Annotated in this window: 23 protein-coding genes and 2 pseudogenes; 9 read left to right on the forward strand and 16 right to left on the reverse strand. The window is 62.1% G+C overall.

Features of this window, described 5'->3' with window-relative positions; all coding sequences use genetic code 11:
• Positions 1 to 312: 312 nt before the first annotated feature.
• Positions 313 to 2433, forward strand: a pseudogene (gene uvrA, locus NW848_RS13450) (excinuclease ABC subunit UvrA); the annotation flags it as partial.
• 19 nt (positions 2434 to 2452) lie between these two features.
• Here the strand turns inward: uvrA and NW848_RS13455 are convergent.
• The 13 genes and pseudogenes from NW848_RS13455 to NW848_RS13515 all read right to left on the reverse strand — a co-directional run bounded on the left by NW848_RS13455 (position 2453) and on the right by NW848_RS13515 (position 14604).
• The gene (locus tag NW848_RS13455) at positions 2453 to 3985 is read right to left on the reverse strand and encodes a Do family serine endopeptidase (RefSeq protein WP_414511253.1); all 1533 of its coding nucleotides are present in this window, start codon (positions 3983 to 3985) and stop codon (positions 2453 to 2455) included.
• A 12-nt stretch (positions 3986 to 3997) separates the two neighbouring features.
• Complete coding sequence (locus tag NW848_RS13460; protein WP_414511341.1) at positions 3998 to 4378, reverse strand: hypothetical protein; 381 nt, start codon at positions 4376 to 4378, stop codon at positions 3998 to 4000.
• Between the two features lie 126 nt (positions 4379 to 4504).
• Positions 4505 to 4600, reverse strand: a pseudogene (locus NW848_RS13465) (anti-sigma factor family protein); the annotation flags it as partial.
• Positions 4597 to 5196 carry a sigma-70 family RNA polymerase sigma factor gene (locus NW848_RS13470; protein WP_414511254.1) on the reverse strand — a complete coding sequence of 200 codons (600 nt, stop codon included), beginning with the start codon at positions 5194 to 5196 and terminating at the stop codon, positions 4597 to 4599. The gene NW848_RS13470 and the pseudogene NW848_RS13465, both read right to left, overlap by 4 nt.
• A 107-nt stretch (positions 5197 to 5303) precedes the next feature.
• Positions 5304 to 6191, reverse strand: a complete 888-nt coding sequence (gene pgl, locus NW848_RS13475) for a 6-phosphogluconolactonase (protein ID WP_414511255.1) — start codon at positions 6189 to 6191, stop codon at positions 5304 to 5306.
• A 17-nt stretch (positions 6192 to 6208) separates the two neighbouring features.
• Positions 6209 to 7174, reverse strand: coding sequence for a S1C family serine protease (locus NW848_RS13480; protein WP_414511256.1), 966 nt, complete (start codon positions 7172 to 7174; stop codon positions 6209 to 6211).
• Positions 7149 to 7952: a hypothetical protein gene (locus NW848_RS13485; protein ID WP_414511257.1), complete on the reverse strand. Its 804-nt coding sequence runs from the start codon at positions 7950 to 7952 to the stop codon at positions 7149 to 7151. Before NW848_RS13485 ends, NW848_RS13480 begins: the two co-directional genes overlap by 26 nt.
• Positions 7949 to 8554 (reverse strand): RNA polymerase sigma factor, encoded by a 606-nt coding sequence (locus NW848_RS13490; RefSeq protein WP_414511258.1) that lies wholly within the window; start codon positions 8552 to 8554, stop codon positions 7949 to 7951. The genes NW848_RS13485 and NW848_RS13490 overlap by 4 nt, the downstream gene beginning before the upstream one ends.
• Before the next feature lie 33 nt (positions 8555 to 8587).
• Positions 8588 to 9994, reverse strand: coding sequence for a tRNA lysidine(34) synthetase TilS (gene tilS, locus NW848_RS13495; protein ID WP_414511259.1), 1407 nt, complete (start codon positions 9992 to 9994; stop codon positions 8588 to 8590).
• A 2-nt stretch (positions 9995 to 9996) separates the two neighbouring features.
• Positions 9997 to 10917 (reverse strand): sugar phosphate isomerase/epimerase family protein, encoded by a 921-nt coding sequence (locus NW848_RS13500; RefSeq protein WP_414511260.1) that lies wholly within the window; start codon positions 10915 to 10917, stop codon positions 9997 to 9999.
• A gap of 90 nt (positions 10918 to 11007) precedes the next feature.
• Entirely contained in the window at positions 11008 to 12609 is a 1602-nt protein-coding gene (locus NW848_RS13505) for a hypothetical protein (RefSeq protein ID WP_414511261.1), read from the reverse strand.
• 3 nt (positions 12610 to 12612) lie between these two features.
• The gene (gcvT, locus tag NW848_RS13510; RefSeq protein WP_414511262.1) at positions 12613 to 13689 is read right to left on the reverse strand and encodes a glycine cleavage system aminomethyltransferase GcvT; all 1077 of its coding nucleotides are present in this window, start codon (positions 13687 to 13689) and stop codon (positions 12613 to 12615) included.
• A gap of 36 nt (positions 13690 to 13725) precedes the next feature.
• Entirely contained in the window at positions 13726 to 14604 is an 879-nt protein-coding gene (locus NW848_RS13515; RefSeq protein WP_414511263.1) for an SDH family Clp fold serine proteinase, read from the reverse strand.
• A 414-nt stretch (positions 14605 to 15018) separates the two neighbouring features.
• Between NW848_RS13515 and NW848_RS13520 the strand changes: the two genes are divergently transcribed.
• The 3 genes from NW848_RS13520 (at position 15019) to NW848_RS13530 (ending at position 18810) form a co-directional block, all read left to right on the forward strand.
• Positions 15019 to 15906, forward strand: coding sequence for an alpha/beta hydrolase (locus NW848_RS13520; protein WP_414511264.1), 888 nt, complete (start codon positions 15019 to 15021; stop codon positions 15904 to 15906).
• Positions 15907 to 16107: 201 nt separating this feature from the next.
• Positions 16108 to 17082 (forward strand): ribonucleotide-diphosphate reductase subunit beta, encoded by a 975-nt coding sequence (locus NW848_RS13525; protein WP_414511265.1) that lies wholly within the window; start codon positions 16108 to 16110, stop codon positions 17080 to 17082.
• Positions 17083 to 17142: 60 nt separating this feature from the next.
• The gene (locus NW848_RS13530; protein WP_414511266.1) at positions 17143 to 18810 is read left to right on the forward strand and encodes a ribonucleoside-diphosphate reductase subunit alpha; all 1668 of its coding nucleotides are present in this window, start codon (positions 17143 to 17145) and stop codon (positions 18808 to 18810) included.
• Positions 18811 to 18856: 46 nt separating this feature from the next.
• Here NW848_RS13530 and NW848_RS13535 read toward each other — a convergent pair whose 3' ends face one another.
• Positions 18857 to 19237 (reverse strand): HEPN domain-containing protein, encoded by a 381-nt coding sequence (locus tag NW848_RS13535; RefSeq protein WP_414511267.1) that lies wholly within the window; start codon positions 19235 to 19237, stop codon positions 18857 to 18859.
• Positions 19237 to 19479, reverse strand: a complete 243-nt coding sequence (locus NW848_RS13540) for a hypothetical protein (RefSeq protein WP_414511268.1) — start codon at positions 19477 to 19479, stop codon at positions 19237 to 19239. The genes NW848_RS13535 and NW848_RS13540 overlap by 1 nt, the downstream gene beginning before the upstream one ends.
• A gap of 222 nt (positions 19480 to 19701) precedes the next feature.
• Between NW848_RS13540 and NW848_RS13545 the strand changes: the two genes are divergently transcribed.
• From NW848_RS13545 to NW848_RS13555, 3 genes are read left to right on the forward strand one after another with little or no spacing between them, the layout of a single operon-like run.
• Positions 19702 to 20859 (forward strand): Gfo/Idh/MocA family protein, encoded by a 1158-nt coding sequence (locus NW848_RS13545; protein WP_414511269.1) that lies wholly within the window; start codon positions 19702 to 19704, stop codon positions 20857 to 20859.
• Between the two features lie 37 nt (positions 20860 to 20896).
• Positions 20897 to 21838: a R2-like ligand-binding oxidase gene (locus NW848_RS13550; RefSeq protein WP_414511270.1), complete on the forward strand. Its 942-nt coding sequence runs from the start codon at positions 20897 to 20899 to the stop codon at positions 21836 to 21838.
• Between the two features lie 14 nt (positions 21839 to 21852).
• A complete protein-coding gene (locus tag NW848_RS13555) occupies positions 21853 to 22818 on the forward strand; it encodes a 2-hydroxyacid dehydrogenase (RefSeq protein ID WP_414511271.1) in 966 nt (321 codons plus the stop codon).
• A 62-nt stretch (positions 22819 to 22880) separates the two neighbouring features.
• Here the strand turns inward: NW848_RS13555 and NW848_RS13560 are convergent, their stop codons facing one another.
• Positions 22881 to 23435, reverse strand: a complete 555-nt coding sequence (locus NW848_RS13560) for a Uma2 family endonuclease (RefSeq protein ID WP_414511272.1) — start codon at positions 23433 to 23435, stop codon at positions 22881 to 22883.
• Positions 23436 to 23494: 59 nt separating this feature from the next.
• Here NW848_RS13560 and NW848_RS13565 point away from each other — a divergent pair, with 59 nt between their 5' ends.
• Positions 23495 to 24724 carry a Gfo/Idh/MocA family protein gene (locus NW848_RS13565; RefSeq protein WP_414511273.1) on the forward strand — a complete coding sequence of 410 codons (1230 nt, stop codon included), beginning with the start codon at positions 23495 to 23497 and terminating at the stop codon, positions 24722 to 24724.
• A 106-nt stretch (positions 24725 to 24830) separates the two neighbouring features.
• Positions 24831 to 25574 carry a phosphate ABC transporter ATP-binding protein PstB gene (gene pstB / locus NW848_RS13570; protein ID WP_414511339.1) on the forward strand — a complete coding sequence of 248 codons (744 nt, stop codon included), beginning with the start codon at positions 24831 to 24833 and terminating at the stop codon, positions 25572 to 25574.
• Positions 25575 to 25587: the final 13 nt, after the last annotated feature.

Raw genomic sequence — 25587 nt, forward strand, 5'->3', positions numbered from 1 at the left:
TGTTTTCGAACACTCTCTCCTGCAAAGGGGGCTCGAAAAGCTGTGCGCGGGCGTATCCCCCGCCGTGCCGTGCGCCGTTGGGGCTGCGAACCCCAGGTCCCTTTTTGGGAGGTCCGACCCGCCTCGCGATTCGTTGCCTCTGCAACGCTGCCACTTAGCCAAGCCGTCACTCCCTGCTACGATTGGCGACGGTTCGGTCCACCGCGGGCGTCACGCACACGGCAGGATGAGCCAATTATACCCGACGGCGGGTATAATCTTGCTATGCCGCACGCGCCTGTGATTGCAGGAGAGACCATCGCGCCCGATACCGAACTCCACTTTTCCGAGCATTTCGCCTGTCCCGACTGCGGAATCAGTCTGGGCGAGTTGGAGCCGCGCAACTTCTCGTTCAACAGCCCTTATGGCGCGTGCCCCGAATGCACAGGGCTGGGCACAAAGACCGAGTTCGACCCCGACCTGATTGCGCCTGACCGCAGCCTCTCGATTCGGCAGGGCGCGCTGCGTCCCTTTGTCAAGCGCGACGGCGAGATGACCGACTGGCGCACGGCGATGCTGGCAGGCGTCGCCAAGCGATTGGGCTTCACGCTCGACACGCCCCTGCAAGACCTCGCGCCTGAACAGTTCCACGCCCTGATGTATGGCACGGACGGCAATGTGACGGTCGCCTTCCGCAACCGCTGGGGGCGCACCCGCTACATCGACACGGAGTTCGAAGGCGTCCTCAACATCCTCAAGCGTCGCTATGAGGAGACCGAGAGCGAATACATCAAGCAGGAGTTGGAGCAATACATGGCGACGCGCCCGTGCCCTGCCTGCGGGGGCAAGCGTCTCAAGCCCGAAAGCCTCGCTGTGACGGTCGGAGGCAAGAACATCGCGGAGGTCACGGCGATGAGTATCGAGGCGGCGGCGCAGTGGTTCGCCGACCTGGAGGCGCAGCTGACCCCGCGCGAGCGCACGATTGCCGAGCGTATCCTCAAGGAGGTGCGCGCGCGGCTGAATTTTCTGCTCGATGTCGGGCTGGGCTACCTCACGCTCGATCGCGCGGCGACCACGCTATCGGGCGGCGAGGCGCAGCGCATCCGACTCGCCACGCAAATCGGGTCGGGGCTGATGGGCGTGCTGTATGTGCTGGACGAGCCAAGTATTGGACTGCACCAGCGCGACAACCAGAAACTGATTCGCACGCTGCAACGCCTGCGCGACTTGGGCAACACGGTGCTGGTGGTGGAACACGACGAGGAGACCATCCGCGCCGCCGACTATGTGATTGACCTTGGTCCTGGCGCGGGCGAACACGGCGGTGAAGTCGTCGTCGCGGGCACGGTGGAAGAGGTGATGCAGTGCCCCGACAGCCTCACGGGACAGTACCTGTCGGGCAAACGGCGGATTGAAACGCCCGCGATGCGCCGCCCGCCGCACCCCGAACGCTGGCTGACCATCCGCGGCGCACGCGCGAACAACCTCAAAAACATCACCGTGCGCATCCCGCTGGGGCTGTTTGTGTGCGTCACGGGCGTGTCGGGGTCGGGCAAAAGCACGCTGATTCAGGAGACTCTCTTCCCGCGCCTGATGTACCATGTGTACGGCACGCGGCGCGTGTGGGGCGAACACGATGCCATCGAAGGGCTGGAGCATGTCGACAAGGTGATCGATATCGACCAATCCCCCATCGGGCGCACGCCGCGCAGCAACCCCGCCACCTACACGGGCGTGTTCGACCCCATCCGCGAGTTGTTTGCCAGCACACCTGAAGCGCGGGCGCGCGGCTACGCGCCAGGCAGGTTCAGTTTCAATGTCAAAGGCGGACGCTGTGAGGCGTGCCGCGGCGACGGCATGATAAAAATCGAGATGCAGTTCCTGCCCGATGTCTATGTGCCGTGCGAAGTATGCTGTGGGCAGCGCTACAACCGCGAAACGCTGGAGGTCAAGTTCAAGGACGAGACCATCGCCGATGTGCTGAACATGACCGTCGAGGAGGCGCTGGCGTTTTTCGCGCCGTTCCCTGCGATTGCCCGCAAACTGCAGACGCTGTACGATGTCGGACTGGACTACATTCGGCTGGGGCAGCCTGCGCCGACTCTGTCGGGCGGCGAGGCGCAGCGCGTCAAACTCGCTACGGAACTCAGCAAACGCGCCACAGGCAACACGATATACATCCTCGATGAGCCGACGACGGGACTGCACTTCGAGGATGTGCGCAAACTGCTCGGCGTGCTACACCGCCTCGTAGACGCGGGCAACACGGTGATTGTGATTGAGCATAACCTCGATGTCATCAAGACGGCGGACTGGATTATCGACTTAGGTCCCGAAGGGGGCGACGCAGGCGGCTGGGTGGTCGCCGAAGGTACGCCTGAAGCAGTTGCCCAGTGTGCGCACAGCTACACGGGGCAGTTCCTCAAGCCGATTTTGGAGGGGAAGGGGGCGTAGCCGCGTCCCTTCCCAACAACTACGGCATCCGAAACATTATGAGAACCTCCATCGTGCGCTCTTCCACCTTGCGCAGCACGCGCATGCGCACGACGCGCCCAGAGGGTACCTCTTTCAGCGCCCGCTCCAACTCGGCGACGGTTTTGACGGGCGTGCGGTTCACCGCGACGATGACATCGCCCTCTTGGAGTTCGTTGGCGGCGGGGCTATCGGGCGCGACACGGCTCACATAGACGCCCTGCACCTCGCCCAGCTCACGCCGCAGCTCGGTGGGGATTTCGCCAACCGTGATGCCCAACCGCTCCAGCGTGTTCTGCCCGCGGGAAGGCTCCGCGCGCGCGGTTTTCTCCTCCTCTACATCGTCAGGGTGATTCGTGAGCGTCGCCCTGACCGTGAGGGGCTTGCCGTCGCGCAGAATCTTCAGCGTGACGGTCGCGCCTGGTCCCTTGTCGGCAATCATCTCGCGGAAGTGGCTCTCGTTGCGCACGGGCGCGCCGTCCACTTCCGTGACGATGTCGCCTGGCTCGATGCCCGCTCGCTCAGCGGGCATGCCCTTCTCTACCGAGCGGATGAGGATGCCCTGAGTTGCCTTGAGTTCGTCCTTCATATCAGCGGGGATGTCGCTCAGCGCAACGCCCAGATAGCCGCGTCGGTAGGAGCCTTTTTCGATGAGTTGCTGCACGATGGTCTTCACGCGGTTGATGGGGATGGCGAAGCCGATCCCGACATTCCCACCCGTGAACCCGTTCGCCACGATAGCGGTATTGATGCCAATCACCTCGCCGCGCGAGTTGACCAGCGGTCCGCCGGAGTTGCCAGAGTTAATGGCGGCGTCGGTCTGAATCAGGTCGGAGTAGGTGCGTACACGCCCTGCGCCTGGGATGACCTCGCGCCGGCCCGTCGCGCTGACAACCCCCATCGTGAGCGTGTTCGCCAGCCCAAACGGGCTGCCGATGGCGAACACAATCTGTCCGGGCTTGACCGTAGACGAGTCGCCCAGCACAGCGACTGGCAGGTTCTTGCGGTCTACTTTGATGACGGCGATGTCCGCGCTGGGAGCGCGCAGCACCTCGCCTTTGGCTTTCGTGCCGTCGTGGAAGGTCACCTCCACATCGGTCGCGCCGCTGACCACATGGTCGTTCGTGACGATGTAGCCGTCGCTGCGAACGATGACCCCAGAGCCTTGCCCCTCTACGGGCGGCGGAACTCGGATTTGCCCGCGCCCGAACTCGAATAAGAATTCCTGCATTCGGTCATCTGGTGGCGTAGGAAACGTCCTCCATCGGTATTCTGGCATTCGGTCATCTGGTCGAGGGAGCGTCCATCGCCATTGGTATTGGCGCGTCGCGCGGATATGCACCACTGTCGGCTGCACTGTCTCTGCAATCCGTGTAAGCGCAGACTCCAAGCTGGTCAGCGTCGCACGCTCCTGCGGGGTGAAAGCAACCACGGCGCGCTCTTGCGCGACCGCGCCGCCCTGCAGTGCAACATAGACAATCCCTGCGCCTATCAGCGCACCCAACCCCAGAATCAGATGCCAACGCTTCACCATCGTTCCAACCTCCTACCGTTGTGTCTCGATCAGTTTCGGTTGCGGTGGAATCGTGTTCCACGCGCTCACGGGCTGGTATCCCAGCATCGGATCTATAGGATAAGAGACGCTGGGCATCAAGCCAGGTTCATACATCGGGTGAGGAGCGCGTCTAAACAGCGGTGGGGAGTAGGATCGGTACACAGTGGAGAGTTCGGGAGCAACAGCGGGAAGGAGCGGCGTGGAGGGAGCGGTGGTATAGGTGAGAATCGGGCTAGTAGTGGTGAGCGGCGTCGTTTCTGGATCTTCGGAGCGCCCCCAAAAGATGAGCGCCGATGCCAGCGCGAGACCGCCCGCATACTGCCAGAAGCGCGGCGCATGCCAGCGAACGCCGAAGGGGGAACGCGGCGCCACGGGCTGTGGATGACGCACCCGTAAAAGCACTTGCTCTGGACTTGACCGCGGTTTCACAACAGGCATCTGCCTTAGTAGCTGCTTTGTTCTTCGCAAACTTTCTAATTCACATGAACACTCTATACATACCTCCAAATGGCTCCGTATCTGCTGTTGCTCTGCTCCCGAAAGCTCGCAATCTAAATAAGCGGAAAGGCGAGACTGCACATAGCGGCAATTCATTTCAGGTCACCTCGCTCGAAAAGATTGGGATGGCGTTTTTTGATTTGGTCACGGAGTTGCTTGCGTCCGCGATGAATGCGCGAGCGCACGGTGCCGATGGAGGTTTTGGTGATTTCGGCGATCTCTTCGTAGGAGTAGCCCTCCAGGTCGGCTAATACGACGGCGACTCGGAACTCTGGCGAGAGGTGCTGAAGCGCCTCGTGGATGGCTTCGCGGTACTCGTTGCTGAGGGCGCGCTCCAGCGGGTCAGGCGCGCTGTCGGGAATGTCCATCGTCGTGCCCTCGTCGCCGTCTTCGTTGCTGTAGACCTCATCGATGGAGACGGTGCGCAATCGCCCGCGCCGACGATACTCGTCGATATAAAGGTTGGTTAAGATGCGGTTGAACCAATTCATAAAGGGCATACTGCGGTCGTACCGATCGAAGAAGCGGTAGGCGCGCAGGAACGCCTCCTGAACGAGGTCTTCGGCGTCGGCGGCGTTGCCCGTCAGGCGGTACGCAATATTGTACGCTTGCTGGTAATATCGATATACCAGCTCGTCAAACTCTTGCTGTGAGCGGTCGTCCATGCTGTACGCGACTGCCGTGTGGGTCATCGCCGTCTCCATTACTTGGGCTTACGAATCGACGGCGAAAAAAGTTCCCCCACGGTATCCCAATCCCTCCTCATGAGACTTAGACGGCTGAAAGTTTCCGCAGGTTTCTAACGCCACCAGAGCCTTGTGTAGGGGAACGCCCGCGCAAAGAGTTCCTCGCTGAGCCACCAAAGCCAGGTAAGTTCTTCCCCAAGCATCGCGACGGGCAGGGTGGGGTCAATCGTGCCTGCAAAGAGTTGCTCGATAAGAGGCGCTTTGGACTCGCCCGCGACGAGGAACCAGAGATGATTTGCTTTCAGGACGGGCAAGGTGAGGGTCAACCGTTGGCGCGGTTCGGCAGGCGCGCGGCTGGGAACCACCCAGCGTTCGGTCTCCTCTAACACAGGGTCGCCTGGGAATAGCGAGGCGATATGCCCATCGTTGCCCATGCCCAGCAGCACTATGTCGAACATCGGATACTCGTCCGCGTCGCCGAAGTGGGCGCGCAGCTCCGCTTCGTAGGCGCGTGCGGCGTCTTCGGGGTTGGCGTAGCGGGTGGGCATCGGATGGAGGTTTTCGCGCGGGATGGGCGCCTCGCGCAGCCAAGCCTCATACGCCAGCGCAAAGTTGCTACGCGGGTCATCGTGGGGCACATAGCGCTCGTCGCTCCAGAACAGGTGGATATGCTGCCAGTCCGTCGTTGGCTGGAGGATGCACTGTCGCGCCAAAGCGCGAAACAAGGCTTCAGGCGTCTTGCCCCCCGAAAGCGCGAGGTTGCATACCCCGCGCAGTTTAATCGCCTCTGTGCAAATCTCCAGCAAGTAATCGGCGGCGCGCGACCAGTTCAGGTACAGCACGGTGCCCCGACCGTTGACGCGCCCGTACAGGAACATCAGGCGCAAACGCACCTTCATATCGGGGTTCTCTTCCAAGAATTGCGCGTTTGCGCGCAGTTGCTCCTCGTAGCGAAACACCTGCCGCACGCGCTGCAACGACTGCCCGTTCTGCTGCGCCATCGCAGCGATTATACCAGTTAGAGCGACTGCACGCCCAAGGTTACGGTCAGGCGCACCTGTTGCCCTTCGCGCAGCACGGTAAGCGTGATGCGCTGGTTCGGCTGGGCGAAGTAGAGTTCGCGCGTCAGGTCGGACGCGGTGCGGATGGGCTTGTCGTTGTACTGCACCACGAGGTCGCCGACTTGAATCCCTGCTTGTTGCGCGGGGCTGTTCGGCGCGACGCGCCGCACGATGACGCCGTTGGGCAAGCCCTGATAGTCGATGCCCAGCCAAGCGTGTTCGGCGCGTCCTTTCGTGCGCAGGTCGTTCACCACGCGCTGGGCGATTTCGGAGGGCACGGCAAAGCCGACCACGGCGACAGGCGAGACAGGCGCGCCCTCCACCGACGCCAACTCGCCCACCATCACGCCGACGACGCGCCCCTGCGAATCGAGCAGCGGCGCGCCCTGCTCGCCAGAGCCGACCGTCCCGTTGAACTGCAGCAGCAGCACCACGCGCTGGTTGTCGCGCCGCACGCCTACACGGTCTTTGCCGCCCAGCGTGCCGACCGTGACGCTGCCTTCCAGCCCGCTGCGGTTGCCAATCAAAATTAGCGTCGAGCCGAGCGGGAGCCGCTCCGAATCGCCCCAACTGAGCGCGGGCAGGCGCACGCTCACTTCTGAGCGTAGCAGCGCGATGCCCGTGATGTTGTCCACGCCGACCACGCGGGCGCGTACAGGCTCGCCTTCAGACAGGTACAGCGAAACCTGTGGCTGCGCCCGCACGCCCTCCGCCGCGCACACCACAAAGCCTGCCGAGTCGATGACGAACCCGCTACTGCGCACCAACCTGCCGCCAAATCGCGCCTCGACGGTCACAATCGCAGGCAGGGTGCGCTCGACCACGCGGCTCACCTCCTGACCCGCGCGCTCCAACAGCGACGGCTGCTGCGCGACACCTAACAGCCACCAACAGACGCTAAAAAGAGCCAATAACAGCCTCATTGTTCGAAACCTCGTGATGGGATGATGGCGAACCATAACTTATTGGGAGATATTCCACGCTTGCCGACTGGTCGCCCACTCGGAACGGCGTGAGCGGCAGACTGGCGACCGCGAACGATTGCTCGGTCACCGAACCCAAAGCGGGCATTCCTACAGCCTCATCAAGGCGACGCCGCGCGAGTATTTCTGTGTCGCGACGCTGAGTCGCCTGGGTGCCCCTTTGCGGGGTTTCGGGCGCAGGCGGCGCTGGGCGCGTAATCTCGCGCATGCGCGGCGTTGCCTGTGCAATGATTCGGGTAGCGGGCACGCAGAGTTCGATGCTCTTAGCCATCACGCTCGGCTCTGCGCGACTGCCCGTGAGTGCCGCGTCGTGCGCCGTGTCTGCTGATGTGCGCGTATCTACGCGCAGCTCCGCCTGATGCGCCTGCGCAAGCGACTCACCCTGCGACAGCGGCTGCGTGCCAAATGGGAACAGCGCCGCGCCTACCGCCAGCACGACAGCGACGGCTGTCCCCCACGCCAGTGCAGGGCGCAGCCACGCGAAGGGGCGTCGGCTGACCGTGCGCGCCGCCAGCTGCGCCTGAATGCGCGACCAAGGCAGCTCGCAAGCGGGCGTCGGCTCGCGCCGCGCCGCATGCAGGGCGCGCTGGTACGCCTGATGTAGTCGCCACACGCGCTGGCACTTCGCGCACCCCGTTAGGTGCGCCTGCAGCGCGTCGGGCGGACGCTCCGCTCCGCTCTCAAGATGTCGTTCCAACTCTCGGCATAACTGTTTCATTCTATTTCTCCAATTGCTCGCAACAGCGGTTCTAACTTAGCTTTGAAAGCGCGTCGGGCGCGCATCACGCGCAACTTCACTGCGCCGACGCTTGTGCCCAAAATCTGGGCAATCGCTTCGTAGTCCATCTCCTCCAAGTCGCGCAGGATAATCAACTGCCGATGGTGTTCAGGCAGTTGACTCAGCGCAGTGTAGAACGCCTCGTGGAAGGCGTTCTGCTGCGTGGTCTCCATCGGGTCGGGCGCGTCGGGATGGCACCATGCTAATTTATGTTCCGCCTCGCGTTCCAGCAGTTCCTGTCGGCGTTGGCGCATCCGCGCGCGGTCGGTACACAGGTTCAGTGCGATGCGCATTAGCCAAGTGCTGAAACGGCTTTGCTCGCGGAAGGTGTGCAGGCGTTCGAAGGCTTTCAGGAACACATCCTGCACGATGTCTTCCGCTTCGTCTGCGTTGCGCGTGGAGCGGTACACGATTCGGAACACGGGCTGCCGATAGCGCAGGTAGAGTTCCTCCATCGCGGCGGTGTCGCCCTCGCGCGCCTTTGCTGCGAGTTGCTCGTCGGTGAGCGTGCGGTCTACCGCTCCAGCGTATAGGTTATCCATCGCCAACGCCCGTTCCATCGCATAGTCTGACGCTCAGGTATCGGTATCGTTTCGGCGCAGGGTGATGTGCAGCACGCGCCGTGTGTCGGGCGTGATTTGGGCGCGTGCAGCAATCGTGTAGCCAGGAACCCACAAGATTCCCGCCGCGTCGCACAGAAGCGGCAGCCGCCACCGCTCGGCGCGGGGGATCTTACGGTCGATGAAGATGTCGCTCAGCTTTTTGGGCGCGGGCATGCCCAGCGGCTGGAATCGGTCGCCCCTGCGCCCGTTGCGCACGACCAGTTGCCCCTGTACGGCGTCGGCGTCGAGGAAGGCGTCGTCGGGCGTCGCCTCCAGCGACGGGAGCGGGGCGTTTAGTAAGCGCGCTTCCAGCCACGCGCCCGCTTGCGGAATAAGGATTGGCGTCTCCAGTTGCACGGGGTACTCATATGGCTCTGGGTCAGGCGGCTTCGTGTGCAGGGTCAGCGCGGTTTCGTCGGTGGTCAGGTGCAGCGTGTCGCTCAGCTGCCACGAAGTACGCTTGCCCTCCAGCGCGGCGCGGCGAATGCCCTCCAGAATCTCGTAGGGCGGCAGGCGCAGCGCGCCCAAGCGCGCACGCAGCCACTTACGCAATACGCGCCGCTGCATGGCAGGGTGCAGGTGGGTGAAAAACTCTCGCCCCACTTTGGAGTGCTGAAGCAAAGTTTCAGCATCGGCGGAAGCTACGCTTCCGCACTCCAAAAGGGAACGCACCTCGTAGTCCCACCACGCCTCCTCGTTCTCCAGAATGTTGGCAAGGCGCAACAAGTGCCTATCGAACGCAGGCGACAAATCGCGCAGGAGCGGGATGAGTTCCATCCGCACGCGGCGGCGCAACTGGTGCGGGTCTAAGTTCGTGCTGTCGAATATGGTCGGCAGCCCATGCGCGGCGCAATACTGGTGCGTCTGCGCGCGCGTGGCGTCCAGCAAGGGGCGGATGATGTGGTCGCGCTTGTACGGCATCCCGCACAGCCCGCGCGGTCCCGTGCCGCGCAGCAGGTTAATCAGGATGGTCTCGATTTGGTCGTCGCGGGTGTGCGCCAGCGCGACGGCGACGGCGTTCAATTCGCGCGCCAGCCTGTCAAAGAAGGCGTAGCGGGCGTTGCGTCCCGCCTCCTCCAGCGAGACGCGCTGCGCCTGCGCCAACGCAGGCACATCGACGCGCTCGACATGCAACGGGACGCCCAGCCCCGCACATACCGCTTCGCACACGCGCACATCGTCGTCCGCTTCAGGGCGCATGCCGTGATGCAGGTGCGCCGCATGCACGCGCAGGTTGAACTCGCCTTGCAGGCGCGTCATAAGATGCAACAGCGCGGTGGAGTCTGCCCCGCCCGAATAGCCCACAATCACGGTTCCACCTTCGGGGGGGAGTAGTTGTCGTTCGTGGATGGTCGCGCGCACGCGCTCCAGAATTTCCATCGTCAGTAGGCGCGCCAGTGGCGCCGAATCAGGTCGCGGGTCTTGCGGATGCCCTCGATGGGGTCGCCGTCGCCGAGATACTCAATCGAGAGGGCGCCGACATAACTGGCGAAGCGTAGGATGCTGAGTATGCGCCCGTACTCGATGCTCGTCTCCTCGCCGCGCGAATCGAAAGCGCGGCTCTTAGCATGCACATGGAAGGTGTAGGGGGCAAGGATTCGCGCGGCGTCGTAGATACGCTCAGGTGCGCCGTGCCCAAAGTCGTAGCACACGCCGATCCAGCGCGGGTCGGTCGCCCGAATGAGGCTCGCCAGCAGTTCGGGGCGTCGCCCGACGCCGTCGCGGTTCTCGAGGGTGATGCGCACGCGCCGTCGCCGCGCTTCGGGCAGCAAGCGTTGCAGGAATTGCGCCGCGCGCTCGAACAGCTCGTCGTCGCGCTCGCCGCCAAGATGCAGCCGTATCAGCGGGGCTTGCAAGATTGCCGCCGCGTGCAGGCGGTCTACCGCCTCGTCCAGCCGTCGGCTGAGACTCGCCTCGTCGTGCAGGTTCACAGGCTCGGAGACCATCACGCCTGTAATTGCGACGGCGTGTCGGTGGAAGCCCTCGCGCAGGTGTTCCAGCGCGCGGGGATGCATGCTGCTGAGGTGGCGGTCGCTGAGGCTGACGCCCTGAATGTCCAGCTCGTTCAGCAGCGCGCCGCAGCCCTCAAGGTTTAGTTGTCCTGCCTCCAGCAGGGGGTGTAGGGCGCGGCTCTCGCAGCTAAGAATTGGCATCAACGGCGCAGGCTTCGGCTCGCCGCGCTCCATCAGCTCGCCTACCCGCTCCAGCTTCTCGAACACGCCCCCAAAGCCTGCATTCACCAGCGAGCGCAACCCCTCGCGCAGGAAGTCGCGTCGGCTGGTGGGTTTCTCATGTCGGCTCATCCAGAGGGATTATACCCCACCTGGCGGCTCGTGTCCGCATGCAGAATCCCCCCACTTCCACTCGTCGGTGCGAGGTGTGCCATCAGAACACTACTCTGGGACAGAGGTTATTCGCCTCAAAGTCGTTGTGCCACCGATTCGGTCGTAGCAGGGCAGGTCTAATGGCGTCGGTTCGATGAAGTCAGGCGTGTCCAGCGGGATTTGGGCGAGGGCGCAAGCGATTCCGCACAGGGTTGCCCACTCGCCGTGTGCGGCGACGACGAGGCGCGTGGCGCGCGACTTGAGATTCAGCAGCACACTTAGCAGGGCGCGGGCGCGCTGGGCGTCGAGCGTCAGGTTGTAGGTCGCGAGGTAGGCGTAGTCGGTCTTGGGCGTAGGGCGAGGCAGTTCGGGCAGGCGCACGATGGCGTAGCCCTCGCGTTGCCAGCGGCGCACGCTCGCTTCGCCCAGCGCGACCACAAGGCGAGCGTAGCGGCGACTGGGCAGCGCGCCCTGCCATGCGTCGGGCACGGGGTCGTCGCGGGCGTCCTCGACGCGCTCCAGCCCCAGCATGCTAAGCAGCGCGGCGCGCGCCTCCGCCTCGAATCGGCGCGTGCGCCGCCAGCGGGCAACCGACTCGCCTGCCAGCCGCTGGTACAGGCGCAGCACGGCATCGCCCGTCGGCGCGTCGTTCGGCTTGGGCAGCGCGTCGCCCCACACGCGCAGCGCGGGCACAAGGCTCTCCCAGCGCAGGTCGGGGTCTTGGGGCGTGCGCGGCAGCTGCCACACGCGGGCAATCCACTCGTAGTAGGCGCGGCGCGGCTCTGCGCCCCACTGATGCCCCTCGTTGTAGTGCGCGTGCGCGAACTGCCCCTCGGCGTGGAACAGCCCGTAAACGCGCTTCAGGTAGGGCGCGACCACATCGGGGTTGTCGCGCGTCCAGTCGCCGGCGTCGGAAATCAGCAGCATCGGGCGCGGCGCGGTCAGCCCCGCAATCTCAGGGTTGCCCGCGAACAGGCGCAGCAGCGGCGCGTTCTCGCAGATGCACCCGCCCTGCATGACGCTGGAGACCATCTTCACGGGCGCGGCGCAACTCAGGCGCGGCTCCAATGCGCTCAGCAGGAAGGTCTGCGTGCCGCCGCCCGAAATCCCGCTGCAGCCGATGCGCTGCGGGTCAATCGCCCGTTGCTGGCGCAGCCACTCGAACGCGCACAGGCTGTTCCAAGTCTGCAGTCCTGCGCGGCTGAAGCCCCACCGCCGCCACTCCAGCGGCTCTGCGCCCCCGTGCGGGAGTTGGAACTGGTCGTTGTAGCCGACCATATCGTAGGACAGCACATAGACGCCTGCCTGCGCCAGCGCGACGGCGCGCCGCACATCCGCCTCGTTCAGCCTGCCCTGCTCGAAGTGTCCGTGCGGTTGCAGCATGGCTGGGACGCGCGTGTCGGCGGGCGCGTCGGGCACAAACAGGCTCCCCGTCAGGTAGAAACCTGGCAGCGTCTCCAGCGCGAAGCGTTCGATGCGGTAGCCGTCGCCGCGATGCGCTTCCGTCCGCAGGGCGCGCAGGGGCGGTTCGGGCAGGCTCGGCGTCAGCCCCAGCGACAGGCGCAGATGCTCACGCAGGCGTCGCGCGAAGGCGTCCCAGCGGGCGCGGCTGGCGACCCGCGCCTCACGCGGCGGGTAGGGCGTGTCGTGCGTGCGCTCGAACGCCTGCACGGGTCATCCCCCCTTCAGGAATCGGCGCGTGCTGACGACGGCGGGGATGGCTTTGCCGCGAATCTCGACGGCGCAGGGTGTGCCTATCTTTGCGTACTCGGTGGGCAGGTACGCCATGCCGATGCCCTGCTCCAGCGTGGGCGAGTAGACGCCGCTGGTCAGCGTACTGACGGGCGCGCCGTCGATGCATACGGGGTAGCCCTCGCGGGGCACGCCGCGCTCCAGCAGGCGGATACCCATCAGTTTGCGGGCGACGCCGTGCTGCTTCGCCTGCGCAATCGCCTCCGCGCCGATGTAGTCAATGCGCTCGCTCACCAGCCAGCCCAGCCCTGCCTCAATGGGGTTCGTGTCATCGGTCAGTTCGTGCCCGTACAGGTGCAGCCCCGCCTCAGTGCGCAGCACATCGCGTGCGCCCAGCCCGCACGGGGTCGCCCCAGCCGTAAGCAGCGCGTCCCACAGGCGCATGCCCGCCTCTGCAGGGGCAATCAGTTCGAAGCCGTCCTCGCCTGTGTAGCCTGTGCGTGCAGCGAACAGGCGGATGCCCTGCCACTCTACGAAGGTCGCCCCGAAGCGCGGCGTCTCGCCCAGCGGCGCGCCCAGCAGCGCACTCAGCCGCGCCGTCGCCTCAGGTCCCTGCACCGCCAGCATCACGGTCTGTTCCGTCTGGTCGTCGATCTGCACCCCCATGCCCCACTCGCCCCGCCAGCGGTGGAACCAGTCCAAGTCCTTCTGGCGGTTGGCGGCGTTGAACACCATCAGGTACTCGTCGGGCGCGCGTTCGTAGAGGATGATGTCGTCCACGACGCCGCCGCGCTCGTTGGTCAACACCGTGTATTGTCCCGTCATCGGCGCGACTTTGCCGAGGTCGGAGGGCACAAGGCGGCTCAGGAACGCGCGGGCGTCTGCGCCGCGGAAGTAGGCGCGCGCCATATGGCTCACATCGAACACGCCCCAGCGCTGGCGCACGGCTTGCACCTCCTGCAGAATGCCCGCGTACTGCACGGGCATCTCCCAGCCTGCGAAGGGTACCATGCGCCCGCCCGCCTTCAGGTGCGCCTCGTAGAGTGCCGTGCGTTGCATGGGATAAGGATTCGCAGGGGAAGGGTAGAGTCCTACCTAAAGAATTGAGACCCTGCTGGTCTCATACACCTTGGCAATTTGCTGTCGTCGAACGAATACTTCATAAGCGGTATGCAAGCGCCATACAGCTTCCCAAAATCGGTCAGTGGGACGCACATACCGAACTTTCAAGCCAAGGGCTTTTGCTTCTTTCCAGTCAATTACTGCCCCATGTGAGGCATAGCGTTGGGCGTCACACAGCTGCGAGGCTATTTGTTCCGCTTTGTTTGGGTTTTGGTGACACATATATTGTTCTAACCAATTTCGAGCGAACTGTTTGGAGCGTTCTATTGCTTTTACGCAAAAGTCTATTAGCGCTGGGTTAAGATTAGACAATATCGGAAAATAGACTGGATTCAGCGCTCCTGCCTGTTGCGTTTCGTCCATGATTCGTCGCAACCCATCCAGGAACGATTGTGCGGGATACATCATGCGACCTGTTGGGGTAGGGATTACTATCTGAGGGTCTATCGGTCCCAATTCTGAAGTGTCACTCATAACGATTTCGTTGGAGGCAAGGGCAATCAAGGTAGCGGCACTTTTGGCTCTCTCTGTGACGATTACTCGCAGCGACTGAATTTGTCGTCTAATCAGTGTTACGATTTTCTCGGCAGAATCGATATCGCCACCGCCACTCTGCAAAATCAAGTCTATGCTCTTTCTTTTTGACTTAAGACAATCGTAAATCATTTCTTGAAAAGGTTCTATATCATCTTTGCTAATTGCGGATTGAGGATGAGAAATGTTTGTGAAGTAGACTATGAGTTTACGCCTCGTAATCCGCTCTACTCGCTCAATCAGGTCTCTACGCGCATATCGATCTGCATGCAGCGCATGATAGAGTGGCGTCTGTTCGGGGAAGTTCACCTCTCCCATCGTGGCGCTCCCAGAGGCGAATTCGGCTCAGGTAGGTAAGTTCCCAGAAATTGTAGATAGCTTCCGAGAAAGGCGCTATACTGGTCGTGAAAAGCCTTATATCCCTTGCTCAGACCTGGTTGCTGTCTCTCCAACGCCTCACGCAATTCTCTCAATTCCCTGCCAAGCTCGCAGTATGAGCGTTCGTTGCGGTTGTGTACCACCATGGTTTACCTCCTAACAAATTGACTGGACACTCGCCATTGAGTAAATCTGGGCAGTCCGCACATACAGTATACCATACCTTCAATCGTATTTGGAACACGGAACGTGTCTTGCGTGGTTTTCGCAGAAATATCTGCTGTGTGCGCAGGTATGACTGTAGGCGAGAGTCGTGAGGCGTCTTTATCTCCTTGCCTTGTGGGTATACTTTGCATGATGTGGCTTGCGATACTGGTCGGCGTCGGGTTGGCGCTGGGGGTGTTGTTGCTGGGCAACTATTTAGCGACTCGTGCGACTTTGCGTCCGCCCCGCACGCCGTTTTTTATGACCCCGCGCGATTTGGGGCTGCCCTACCAAAATGTGGTGTTTCCGTCGCGCGATGGCGTGCGGCTGCACGGCTGGTGGATTCCTGCGCCGAAGCCTGTGGGGATTGCCATCTTGTGCCACGGCTACCTGATGAACCGCTGTGAGCCGTTGCCCGTCGCGCGTGAACTCTGGCAGGCGGGCTTCCACTGCCTGGTGTTTGACTTCCGCGCGATGGGCAAAAGCGAGGGCGATCTGTGTACGATAGGCGACTTGGAGCGGCTGGATGTGCTGTCGGCGGTGGATTTCGCGACGCGCACGGCGCCAGGGTTGCCCGTGGTGGTCTATGGAGCGTCGATGGGCGGCGCGGCGGCGCTGCTGGCAGCGGCGGAAGATACGCGCGTCCGCGCCGTCGTCGCCGACTCCGCCTATGCACGGCTCAGCCACGCGGTGAAGGACTGGTGGCGCAACGCGGTGGGCAAAATGTCCCTGCTGTTGCACCCGACGCTGCTTATCGGTAGGCTTTATACGCGCCAATCGGCGCACAAAGTCGCCCCCGAAGAGGTCATCGGGCATATCGCGCCGCGCCCCGTGCTGCTGATACACGGCACGCACGACCAACTCATCCCCCCGTACCACGCCGAGCGGCTCTTCCGCGCCGCGCGGGAACCCAAGCAACTCTGGTGGGCAGAAGGCTGCGAGCATGTACAGGCGCGCTACGAACGCCCCGACGAGTTCTACCCACTGCTGGTGGACTTCATGCTCAAAGCGGTCAACGCGGACGATTCGGGCAAGTAATCGCCCCCAAATCGGCGGAATTCCCCCAGATTTAGGGGCAAATTTAACATTCCGCCCCCTATAACCCCTTGACAGAGCCGTCAACGGATTGGGTATACTGCCCGTGCAGCCACAATAAGGTGTACCGCTATAGGTTGTGGTTGTGGGCGAGAAAAATCGCGTTTCGGCGCGATTCACTACAATACATGGAGGGTTCTAACGATGTCGCTGTTCGAGAAACGGGTGCATTTGAAGCCGTATGAGTATCCCGACCTACTGAAGTTTCGGGACGCCATCCGCCATTCCTATTGGCTGCATACGGAGTTCTCGCTGTCAGGCGATGTTCAGGACTGGTACGCGCGCACCGAGCCGCACGAGCGCAACGCGCTCAAAAACACGATGCTCGCCATCTCCCAGATTGAGGTCTCGGTGAAGACTTTCTGGGCGCGCATCTACGACCGCATGCCCAAGCCCGAAATCGCCGAGGTGGGCATGACCTTCGCCGAGAGCGAAGTGCGCCACGCCAACGCCTACTCGCACCTGTTGGACATGCTGGGGCTGAGCGGCGAGTTCGAAAAGATTCACAGCATCCCCGCGATTATCGACCGCGTGCAGTATCTCCAGCAGGCGCAGGAGGGCATGCGCAGCAGTGACAATCGTCAGTTCGCGCTCACCGTGCTGCTGTTCTCCGCCTTCGTGGAGCATATCTCGCTCTTCTCGCAGTTCCTGATTATTATGGCGTTCAACAAGCACCGCGCCGCCTTCAAGGGCGTCTCCAACATCGTCGAGGCGACCAGCAAAGAGGAGCAGATTCACGGCATGTTCGGCGTGGAGCTGGTGCGCATCCTGCAACACGAGTACCCTGAATGGTTCGGTGCAGAGACGGAGGACGCTGTTCTGCAAGCCGTCGAACGCGCCTACGCCGCCGAAGAGCGGATTTTAGACTGGATTTTCGAGCGCGGCGAGCTGGAGTACCTGCCACGCTATCAGGTGGATGAGTTCCTGAAGAATCGCTTCAATAACTCGCTGCGCAGTGTGGGCATTCGCCCTTACTTCACAGTGGACGAATCTGCACTTGCCGCGACGCGCTGGTTCGACGAGGAGCTGCTCGCCACCAAAGAAAACGACTTTTTCAACAAGCGGAGCATCACCTACTCCAAGAAGATGAAAAGTTTCAGCGAAGACGCTTTGTTTTGAGCGGAGCGGACGCAGGGGCGGCGCACTGCGTCGCCCTCCACACAACCAAAGGAGGCAGGCATGCAGACACGGACGGAGCGACCCCCATTCTATTGGCTCAACGAGGAGAGCCGACGGTTCCTCTCGCGCGATTACCTGCTGCCAGGTGTAAGCCCTGAATGGCGCATTCGCCAGATTGCCGACCACGCGGAGACTATCTTGGGGATAGAGGGCTTTGGCGATAAGTTCTATGACTATATGGCGCGGGGCTGGTACTCGCTGGCGACGCCCGTGTGGACGAACTTCGGCTTGCATCGGGGGCTGCCCATCTCGTGCTACGGCAGCTCCATCGAGGACGATTCGGCGTCCATCCTGTTCACCGCGTCCGAAGTGGGCATGATGACCAAGCTGGGCGGCGGCACTTCGGCGTACTTTGGCAAGCTGCGCCCGCGCGGCGCACCCATCCGCGACAACGGCTACAGCAACGGCAGCTTCTCCTTCGCCAAACTGTTCGACCGCATGATCGAAGTGTTCAGTCAGGGCAGCACGCGCCGCGGGCAGTGCGCTGCTTATATCGACATCGAACACCCCGACATTGAAGAGTGGCTCTGGATTCAGCGCGAGGGGTGCGACATCCAGCTGCTCTATTGGGGCGTGTGCGTCGGCAACGAGTGGCTCCAGCAGATGAAAGACGGCGACGCCGAGAAACGCCGCCTCTGGGCGAAGGTGTTGCAAGCGCGCTCAGAGGTGGGTATCCCCTACATCTTCTTCAAGGACAACGCGAACAACAGCGCGCCTGAAGTCTACAAACAGCTCGGTAAGCGCATCTACGCCTCCAACCTGTGTACCGAGATTATGCTGCCCGCCAGCGCGGACGAGAGCTTCGTGTGCTGCCTCTCATCGCTGAACCTGCTCCATTACGACGAATGGAAAGACACGGACGCCGTCGAGACGATGGTCTTTTTCCTCGATGCGGTGATGGAGGATTTCATTCGCCGCGTGGAGGGCATCCCGTTTATGCAGCGGGCGTACAACTTCGCCGTGCGCCACCGCGCGCTGGGGCTGGGCGTGCTGGGCTGGCACTCGCTGCTGCAGTCCAAGCGCATCCCCATCGAGAGCATCGACGCCTATCGGCTGAATGTGGAGGTGTTCCGCACCATCCGCGACCGCGCCTACAACGCTTCGATGGACTTGGCGCGCCGCTTTGGCGAGCCTGAGTACCTCAAAGGCACAGGCAGACGCAACGCGACCCTACTGGCGATTGCACCCACCAAGTCGTCGTCGTTTATTCTGGGGCAGGTCTCCCCCTCCATTGAGCCGTTCATGAGCAATTACCATGTGAAAGATCTCGCGAAGGTGAAGACCACTTTCAAGAACCCCTATCTGCAGCAGGTTCTACGCGAGCGTGGCAAGGACACCGACGAAGTGTGGCAGAGCATCGCGGCGCACGACGGCTCCGTACAGCACCTGGACTTCCTCAGCGACGAGGAGCGCGACACCTTCAAGACCTTCAGCGAAATCTCGCAGATGACGCTGGTGCAGCAAGCTGTGCAGCGACAGGCGTACATCGATCAGGGGCAGTCGCTGAACCTGATGATTCACCCCGAAACGCCCGTGCGCGATATTAACCTTCTGGTACTGCGCGCGGCGGAGCTGGGTATCAAGTCGCTCTACTACCAATACAGCGTCAACGCCGCGCAAGAGTTCAACCGCGAACTGCTGCTGAGCTGCCGCGTGTGTGAGGCATAAGTGAATAGCCCGTGAAGCCAGCGGGGGCATTAGGCTCTAACTGGTTTCACGGCTGTTCTAACTCGGAGAGCATGGAGAAGATTCGGTTCGCAAGCTCCAAAGCCAACTCTGTCTTTTCACCTATGTCCGCAAAATAATCTTCGTAGTCAGCCATGTTTCGATCGCTTCGCAGGCGATCAAGATGGTGACCTACCTGCTTCAAACGCCTGTCTTGGCTCTGTTTGAACAAATTACGCACCTGTGTATGTGCCAGAGATTCTCGAGAAACCTGGTATCCTTGCGTTTGCAGGTAATTTCGACACTTGCAAAAAGCGGCGTAGTAGGCACGGCTAATTGCTGAGCGCTGGCGCGCCTCCTCACTCGCTGGCGCGATGGGATGACCCGCAAGTTCAGTCGCTAAGCGTAGGTACTCGTACCAATCGAACATCACGCGAACCGCAGATGGATACACATCTTGCCGTGAGCCTTCTCACTGGCATCTAACCACCACTCCCGATCGAGCTGTTCCAGCCGTGCGAAGGCTTGCTTCGGGGACAGCGGCGTTTGGACAAACACAAACAGCTCCTGGTCATTCTCCACCTCTGGGTCAGTAATAATCTCTAATGTTGCATGCGACTCGGCGCCAAAGTGGGTTAGGATTTTTTCGTGCGCCTCTAAGAGCAAGAGCATTAGAAAAGGGTGCCTACGCAAGAAGTCTCGAATCTTGCTCGGTTCTCGCATTGTGTATCGTTGATTCAGTTCCTCCACCAAGTCGTGATACTTCTTAGCCATTTTGTACCCCGTGTGGTGATTGGCTCATCGGAGCCGTTATAATGATACCCCAATGTTCGTTGACTGCTTCCAAGAATACCTTCTGCAGGACTCCGCTCGCCGAGCGCGAATCTCGCTCTTATGCGAGCGGTTCGGTTCGGCGTTGTGGGCATGGGCGGCATGGGGCTGGGTCACTGCCGCTTTCTCACAGAGGTCGTGCCTGAAACGGAGTTGACCGCTGTGTGCGATAAGCACCCCGACCGCGCCCAATCGGCAGGCGAGCAGTTCGGCGTCCCCTACTTTACTGACCACGAGGCGATGTTCCGAAGTGGGCTGTTGGACGCCGTGCTGATTGCCACGCCGCACTACGGGCACGCGCCCGTCGCGATTAGCGCGTTCGAACACGGGCTGCATGTGCTGGTGGAAAAGCCGCTGTGTGTGGCGGCGTCGGAGGGCGACCAGATGATTGCCGCCGCGCGTCGGGCGGGCACAAAGTTCGCGGTGGGCTACCAGCACCGCCTCCGCCCCGAAGTGCAAGCGGCGCGCCGCCTAATCGAGCAAGGCGTTATCGGCGAGGTGCGCCGCACGCTGCTAATCACCGCATGGTACCGCACGCAGGCGTATTACGATTCGGGGGGCTGGCGCGCCACTTGGGCAGGTGAGGGCGGCGGCGTGCTAATTAACCAAGCGCCGCACTACATCGACCTGTGGACTTGGCTGGGCGGACTGCCCAGCCGAGTCGTTGGGCAAACACGGACCATGCTGCACGAGATTGAGACCGAAGACGAAGCCTTCGCGCTCGTAGAGTACCCCAACGGCGCACACGGCTACCTCTACGCCACCACCAACGAGGAGCCTGGCGAGAACCTTATCGAAATCTGCGGCGATACGGGCAAACTGCGCCTGCAGGACGGGGTGCTTCAAGTGTGGCGCCTCAAGCACGCCATCCGCCAGTTCACCTACGAGGCAGAAGGGATGTGGGACAGCATCCCCGCCGAGCGCATCGAACCGCCCATGCCCCCCCGACCCGACAGCGCGTTGGAGGGGCAACCTGCGCTCATCCAGAACTTCGCGCGTGCGATCCTTGACGACGAGCCGCTCGTTGCCCCCGGCGAGGAGGGGCTGAACACTATTGAGGTCATCAACGCGCTTATCCTCTCTAGCAAGCGCAGCCAGCCAGTGCCTATCCCCGTAGACCGCGCTGCCTACGACGCACTATTAGCCGAGCTGAAGGCACACTCCCAGCCCAAAACGCGCATCCGCGAACAGCGCGTCACCGATCCTAACCTGATTCGGTGAGGCGTTGGGTATGATTTTCGACTGACGAGGTGGTCAAATGATGATGGTGCATACGGAATTCCTTACGACCAGCCCGCGGGGGCTGAACCGCGAACACCCCGCGCTAAAAATGTTCCAGAAAGCCAAAAAGTTAGGCGTCTGGGACCCCGCTGCGATCGACCTTACGCAAGACCGCGCCGACTGGGAGACCTTCACCGACGAGCAGAAAGACGCGACCCTGCGCCTCATCTCGCTGTTCCAAGCAGGCGAGGAAAGCGTGACGCTCGACCTTCTGCCCCTAATTCAGGTTATCGCCCGCGAGGGACGCCTCGAAGAGGAGATGTTCCTGACCTCGTTCCTGTTCGAGGAAGCCAAGCATGTGGAGTTTATGAACCGCTTCCTCACCGAGGTGGCGGGCGTGCAGGGCGAAGATCTCTCACGCTATCATTCGCCCTCGTACCGCAAAATCTTCTACGAGGCGCTGCCGCAAGCGATGCACCGCCTCACCTATGACCCCTCGCCGATTGCTCAAGCGGAGGCGTCGGTGACCTACAACATGATTGTGGAGGGCGTGCTGGCAGAGACGGGCTACTACGGCTTCTTCCAGGCATACAAGCGACAGCAGAAGATGCCAGGCTTGGTGCAGGGCATCGGCAAGATGATGCAAGACGAGTCGCGCCACATCGCTTTTGGCGTCTACTTGCTCTCGCGCCTGATTGCCGAACACGGCGACTCCGTCTGGAACGCGATTCAGGAGCGGATGAACGACCTGCTGCCCTACGCGCTGGGCGTGGTGCAGGAGACCTTCGAACCGTATGAGCCGAACATGCCCTTCGGGCTGGAGAAGGAGGAGTTCCTAAACTACGCGATGAATCAGTTCATGCGGCGGGACAATCGGCTGGCGCGGGCGCGCAGCCTCACACTGGAACAACTTTACCGCGAAACGGAAGAGGCGGAAGCGGAAGCCGCCGAGCTGACCCAAGCGATTGTAGCAGGATAAATGGAGGCAAGCCGATGAAGGTTGTGGCGATACTTCCCCCTTCGGAGCAGGTACAAGCGCAGGTTGCGATGGTGCGCGCGCTGTTTTCGGGGCACACCGTCGAGCTGGCGACGAACGCCGCTGAGCTGGAGCCGCACCTGCCCGACGCTGAGGTGCTGATTTCCACAGCATTCACGCCGCTCACCCGCGCAATGCTACAAGCCGCCCCGCGCTTACGATTCATACAGGTCGCGGGCGTCGGCGTAGACCATGTGGACATCGACGCCGCGCGCGAGTTGGGCATCACGGTCGCCGCCGTCACGGGCGCGAACACGGTCAGCGTCGCCGAGCATGTGGTGATGGTCGCGCTTGCGCTACTGCGCGGTCTCATCCCCGCGCACAACATGCTGGCGCAAGGACAGTGGTCGCTGCCCTACTGGATTGCGCACGCGCGCGATCTTCAGGGCAAAACGGTCGGGATTGTCGGCATGGGGCGCATCGGGCGCGAGGTCGCCGCGCGGCTACTGCCCTTCGGCGTGACCACCTTCTACTACGACATCCAGCCGCTGCCGCCAGAGCAGGAGGAAGCGCTGGGCGTCACTTATCTGGAGCTGGACGCGCTGCTGCCTGAGTGCGACCTCATCACGCTGCATATGCCACTAACCCCAGAGACGCGCGGGCTGTTTGGACGCGAGCGGCTGTTCGCAATGAAGCAGGGCGCGTTTCTGATTAACACGGCGCGGGCGGAGTTGGTGGACGAAGCCGCGCTTGTCGAGGCGTTGCAGGGGCACTTGGGCGGCGCAGCCATCGATGTGTTCGCGCCAGAACCGCCCCCGCCTGACCATCCGCTGCTGAAACTGCCGAATGTGATTCTGACTCCGCACGGCGCGGGCGTTACGCAAGAGGCGCAGCAGCGCATCGCGCAGGGCGTCATCCAGAATGTGCTGCGCTTTCTGGAGGGCAGACCGCTCGCCGATGTGGTGGTGCAAGGCGCGCGGTAAGCGCACGGCGCAGCGGCTCGGCTTCCCCCTCCCTGCGGCGGACACTACAGGAGGAGTGTATCTCACTCCAGCAACTCGCGTACCGCCACGCGAAAGCCTGGCAGCACAGGCTCGCCCGTAAGCCACTCGTTCTCGCCTATCGACAGGCGCAGCCCGTCAGCCGTCCACACCTCCACGATGCGCCGTTGCGGGTCTACCACCCACACGACCGATACGCCCCCCGCCAGCCATTCGTTGACCTTCTCGCGCATGGCAGGCTCGGAGTCGCTGGGTGAGACCACCTCCACCACGAGGTCAGGCACGACAGGGCAGAAGCCAGCGGGCAGGTCGCCTTCGGGCAGTCGCTCGCGGCGGATGAAGGCAGCATCGGGCGCAAGCACACTTTCGCCGTCGGGCGTGCGCACGATGAAGCCCGTCTCGGCAGCGAACGCAACGCCCAGATTCCTACGCCGCGCATAAGCGCGTATCTCCGCGCCGATGTTGAGCGCCACCTTACCGTGCTTGGGACCTGCAGGCATATACTCGCGTACCTCCCCACGCCACAACTCCGCGCGCTTGCCCAAGTACGCGCGTTCAAACTCCGCTGCACTCAAGCGGGGAACCGCTGGCGTCCTCATCAGGCATTCACCAAACGGGAGTATACCCATTAGCCACAAATTGGCGGTATAATTTGGCTATGCGCATGACCCGTCGCGAGTTTCTGAAGCAGAGCGCGGTTGCGGCAGCCGCCGCCTCGTTCAGCACGCTGATTGCCCGCGCGAACCAGCAGGAGAAGGTCAAGGTCGGCGTCATCGGCACAGGCGCGCAAGGGCAAAACCTGCTGCGCCAACTGATGAGCATGCCCAGCGCGGAAGTGGTCGCCGTGTGCGACATCTACGCGCCGAACCGCATCCGCGCCATCGAGCTGACCCAGTTCCGCGCTCAAGGCTACAGCGACTACCGCGCCCTGCTGGAGCGCAAGGACATCGAGGCGGTCGTAATCGCTACCCCGCTGCACCTGCACGCGCCGATGACCATCGACACGCTGCAGGCGGGCAAGCATGTGTTCTGCGAGAAGGCAATCGCCTACAGCATCGATGAGGCGCGCCAGATGGCGCAAACCGCCCAACGCACGGGCAAGATTCTGCAAATCGGGCACCAGCGCCACTACAACGACACCTACCATCAAGCCTACTGGCTCCTCAAGGAAGGCACGATTGGCAAAATCACCCATGTGCGCGTGCTGTGGCATCGCAACAACAGCTGGCGACGCCCCGTGCCCGACCCCAAGTTCGAGCGACTGCTGAACTGGCGGCTGTATAAAGACTACTCGCACGGGCTGCTGACCGAGCTGGCGAGCCACCAGCTCGATGTGGTCAACTGGTTTCTGGGTGCGCTGCCGATTTCCGTGATGGGCTATGGCGGCATCGACTACTGGAAAGACGGGCGCGAAGTGTACGATAATGTGGAGCTGATTTTCAACTACCCAGGCGGCGTGCGCGTGATGTATACCAGCATCACTACCAACGCCTACGACGGCTACGGCGAGTGGTTCTTCGGCGACAAGGGCACGATAGTGCTGACCAACGAGACTTCGGGACTGCTGTTCCGCGAGCGCAACGCCGAGAAGCTGGAATGGGAGGACGACGCGAACACGGTGCAAGTGGACGGTCGGCGCGCGGTGGTGATTGAGCCGACGCCGACGCGCCGCGCCCCGCAACGCGGCGAACAACTCGCCCAGCAGGGACAGCGCAACGCTTACTATGCCCAACTCGAACACTTCCTGCACTGCGTGCGCACAGGCGAGCAACCGAAATGCACCGCCGCCGACGCGATGCCCGCACTTACTTGCGTGCTGGGCGCGAAGACCGCCATCGAAACGGGCGCGGTCTACGAGTTCAAGCCTGATGAGTTCCGTATTACTTAACACGCCTTTAACACTCAGAGCAGGTATCCTGTAAGTGGTGGAGCGTATCACTTTGGACACGCAGTCGGTGACCTCGGTAGGGCAGCAGGCGGCGCCGCCCCCGCGTATGGCGGCGCGTCAGCTCAACCTCTACTACGGTAACTTCCACGCGCTCAAGGATGTCAACCTGGACATTCGCTCCAACAGCATTACCGCACTGATTGGTCCATCAGGCTGCGGCAAAAGCACCTTCCTGCGCTGCCTCAATCGCATGAACGACCTCATCGAGGGGGTGCGCATCACGGGCACGGTCACGCTGGACGGCAAAAATATTTACGACCCCGATGTGGATGTGGTCGACTTGCGTAAGCGCGTCGGGATGGTGTTCCAGAAACCGAACCCGTTCCCAATAAGCATCTACGATAATGTCGCCTACGGACCGCGCATGCACGGCATTCGCGACAAGCGCATTCTGGACGAGATTGTAGAGACCAGCCTGCGTCAAGCGGCACTGTGGAATGAGGTCAAAGACAAGCTCAAGCAATCGGGCTTGGCGCTTTCGGGCGGGCAGCAGCAGCGTCTGTGCATCGCCCGCGTGCTGGCGGTCAACCCTGAAGTGATTCTGATGGACGAACCAACCTCCGCGCTCGATCCCACGGCCACCTTCTACATCGAGGAGCTGTTGACCGAGCTGAAAAAAGAGTACACCATCGTCATCGTCACGCACGGGATGCAACAGGCGGCGCGCATCTCGGACTACACGGGGTTCTTTATGATGGGCGTGCTGCACGAATTCGACACGACCGAGAAAATCTTCACCAACCCCAGTAAAAAAGAGACCGAGGACTACATTCGCGGGCGGTTCGGCTAACCGCCAGCGGGTA

This window comes from Synechococcus sp. RC10A2, assembly GCF_047502605.1.

What these genes read in the sequence shown, in the direction of transcription:
- NW848_RS13470 (WP_414511254.1), bottom strand. Translation starts at nt 5,196, where the DNA reads ATGACCCACACGGCAGTCGCGTACAGCATGGACGACCGCTCACAGCAA.
- pstB (WP_414511339.1), top strand. Translation starts at nt 24,831, where the DNA reads ATGGCGGCGCGTCAGCTCAACCTCTACTACGGTAACTTCCACGCGCTC.
- NW848_RS13520 (WP_414511264.1), top strand. Translation starts at nt 15,019, where the DNA reads ATGATGTGGCTTGCGATACTGGTCGGCGTCGGGTTGGCGCTGGGGGTG.
- NW848_RS13500 (WP_414511260.1), bottom strand. Translation starts at nt 10,917, where the DNA reads ATGAGCCGACATGAGAAACCCACCAGCCGACGCGACTTCCTGCGCGAG.
- pgl (WP_414511255.1), bottom strand. Translation starts at nt 6,191, where the DNA reads ATGGCGCAGCAGAACGGGCAGTCGTTGCAGCGCGTGCGGCAGGTGTTT.
- NW848_RS13490 (WP_414511258.1), bottom strand. Translation starts at nt 8,554, where the DNA reads ATGGATAACCTATACGCTGGAGCGGTAGACCGCACGCTCACCGACGAG.
- gcvT (WP_414511262.1), bottom strand. Translation starts at nt 13,689, where the DNA reads ATGCAACGCACGGCACTCTACGAGGCGCACCTGAAGGCGGGCGGGCGC.
- NW848_RS13530 (WP_414511266.1), top strand. Translation starts at nt 17,143, where the DNA reads ATGCAGACACGGACGGAGCGACCCCCATTCTATTGGCTCAACGAGGAG.
- NW848_RS13565 (WP_414511273.1), top strand. Translation starts at nt 23,495, where the DNA reads ATGCGCATGACCCGTCGCGAGTTTCTGAAGCAGAGCGCGGTTGCGGCA.
- NW848_RS13540 (WP_414511268.1), bottom strand. Translation starts at nt 19,479, where the DNA reads ATGCTCTTGCTCTTAGAGGCGCACGAAAAAATCCTAACCCACTTTGGC.
- NW848_RS13515 (WP_414511263.1), bottom strand. Translation starts at nt 14,604, where the DNA reads ATGGGAGAGGTGAACTTCCCCGAACAGACGCCACTCTATCATGCGCTG.
- NW848_RS13525 (WP_414511265.1), top strand. Translation starts at nt 16,108, where the DNA reads ATGTCGCTGTTCGAGAAACGGGTGCATTTGAAGCCGTATGAGTATCCC.
- NW848_RS13455 (WP_414511253.1), bottom strand. Translation starts at nt 3,985, where the DNA reads ATGGTGAAGCGTTGGCATCTGATTCTGGGGTTGGGTGCGCTGATAGGC.
- NW848_RS13535 (WP_414511267.1), bottom strand. Translation starts at nt 19,237, where the DNA reads ATGTTCGATTGGTACGAGTACCTACGCTTAGCGACTGAACTTGCGGGT.
- NW848_RS13480 (WP_414511256.1), bottom strand. Translation starts at nt 7,174, where the DNA reads ATGAGGCTGTTATTGGCTCTTTTTAGCGTCTGTTGGTGGCTGTTAGGT.
- NW848_RS13485 (WP_414511257.1), bottom strand. Translation starts at nt 7,952, where the DNA reads ATGAAACAGTTATGCCGAGAGTTGGAACGACATCTTGAGAGCGGAGCG.
- NW848_RS13560 (WP_414511272.1), bottom strand. Translation starts at nt 23,435, where the DNA reads ATGAGGACGCCAGCGGTTCCCCGCTTGAGTGCAGCGGAGTTTGAACGC.
- NW848_RS13550 (WP_414511270.1), top strand. Translation starts at nt 20,897, where the DNA reads ATGATGATGGTGCATACGGAATTCCTTACGACCAGCCCGCGGGGGCTG.
- NW848_RS13545 (WP_414511269.1), top strand. Translation starts at nt 19,702, where the DNA reads ATGCGAGCGGTTCGGTTCGGCGTTGTGGGCATGGGCGGCATGGGGCTG.
- NW848_RS13555 (WP_414511271.1), top strand. Translation starts at nt 21,853, where the DNA reads ATGAAGGTTGTGGCGATACTTCCCCCTTCGGAGCAGGTACAAGCGCAG.
- tilS (WP_414511259.1), bottom strand. Translation starts at nt 9,994, where the DNA reads ATGGAAATTCTGGAGCGCGTGCGCGCGACCATCCACGAACGACAACTA.